4 tRNA genes are annotated in these 1,573 nt (G+C 40.2%); all 4 read left to right on the top strand.

Annotated elements, in window-relative coordinates:
- The first annotated feature begins 950 nt into the window (after positions 1-950).
- The 4 genes from H5163_RS14530 (at position 951) to H5163_RS14515 (ending at position 1,527) form a co-directional block, all read left to right on the top strand.
- A tRNA-Ala gene (locus H5163_RS14530) sits at positions 951-1,026 on the top strand.
- A 39-nt stretch (positions 1,027-1,065) separates the two neighbouring features.
- Positions 1,066-1,141: transfer RNA gene (locus H5163_RS14525), tRNA-Glu, on the top strand.
- Positions 1,142-1,285: 144 nt separating this feature from the next.
- A tRNA-Glu gene (locus H5163_RS14520) sits at positions 1,286-1,361 on the top strand.
- Positions 1,362-1,451: 90 nt separating this feature from the next.
- A tRNA-Glu gene (locus H5163_RS14515) sits at positions 1,452-1,527 on the top strand.
- Positions 1,528-1,573 lie beyond the last annotated feature (46 nt).

Raw genomic sequence — 1,573 nt, 5'->3', positions numbered from 1 at the left:
ATACTGGACTTGAACCAGTGACCCTCGCCTTGTAAGGGCGATGCTCTCCCAACTGAGCTAATCACCCACATATAAATTAAAACGCTACTATTAAAATAAATAGTACTGGACTTTAACCAGTGAACCTCGCCGTTACTTGTAAATAGCGGTGATGCTCTCTTTTCTTAGAACTGAGCTAATCACCCACATCTAAACAACAACTCATTGCTGCGTTGTTGTGGGGCGCTATTATAGATAGAGTTGTAAATGTGTCAACACTTGAATGAGGAAAAATGTTTTAGATGCAGGTTTTATAATCAATGAAGTAAGATTGAGATTGTTTTATAGCCAATTTACTTACATTCAATCTATATGTGCAATCAATTTACTCATTATTTAATGCAATACTTTAATAGCTAGTGGTGCCTGTTAGTCAAAAGCGGATTTGTTTTTTAATCATGAGGGAGGAAGGTTATAGTCAATCGCATTGAAAAATCCAAATACCGTTAGTTAAATACGATTGATATAAAACACCGACTGTAACTAATGGAGCCTCTGTGATCATATAAATAACTGACAATAGAGTAGGGGCGTTGCAGTTAATTGCTAGTATGTTCATCTTAAATTCGTTTTACTTGGTGATGAAAACGTTGTTGTGAAAAACAAGAAAAGACTCCGACTTTATTTTGCATATAAATGTATACCTTATTGTTTTGATGTTTTAGAATATATTTCACCTCAGTTAATCTAGATTGTGCGCCTTTCAGTCCTAATTTTTGTTTTGAAACAGCTCCCTTGCATGTATTTTGAGCGCCGCGGTTTATTCATTATTCAGTTTGTTGAAAATTAAACCGTTTAAAGAAAGTTACTGAAAAAAATGTTGACATTATTTTGGTGGCTGCATAGAATGCGCCCCGCACTCAGCGATACACAGCACGGTTTAACTGCGCAAGTGTTTAGCAAAATAAATTGGGGCTATAGCTCAGCTGGGAGAGCGCTTCGCTGGCAGTGAAGAGGTCTGCGGTTCGATCCCGCATAGCTCCACCAATTTATTAAAGTGTTTGTCCTAGGGTAGCAGTTTTCTGTGTCCCCATCGTCTAGAGGCCTAGGACACCGCCCTTTCACGGCGGTAACAGGGGTTCGAATCCCCTTGGGGACGCCACTTAACTTTTATAAGTTAAAGGCGGGTTAACCGAGAAAATAGCGAACAAATTAAGCTCGAGTCTTAATTTGTATTAATCGCAATTACCTTAAAAACTCATGATGTGAGTCTAACTAATCAATTGTCCTAGTGATACATTTATGTGTCCCCATCGTCTAGAGGCCTAGGACACCGCCCTTTCACGGCGGTAACAGGGGTTCGAATCCCCTTGGGGACGCCACTTACTATTTCTATAGTAGGTGTAGTGTTATTAAGATAGCTCGCCTGAAACGAGTTAAACCATTCAGTTGTCCTAGTGACACATTTATGTGTCCCCATCGTCTAGAGGCCTAGGACACCGCCCTTTCACGGCGGTAACAGGGGTTCGAATCCCCTTGGGGACGCCACTTACTTATTTTAAGTAATGTATAAAGCAGTGTGACACCGCACTCT

This window comes from Pseudoalteromonas sp. SG44-8 (genome assembly GCF_014164125.1).
Lineage (GTDB): Bacteria > Pseudomonadota > Gammaproteobacteria > Enterobacterales > Alteromonadaceae > Pseudoalteromonas > Pseudoalteromonas rhizosphaerae.
This window is presented reverse-complemented; position numbering and strand designations above follow the sequence as displayed.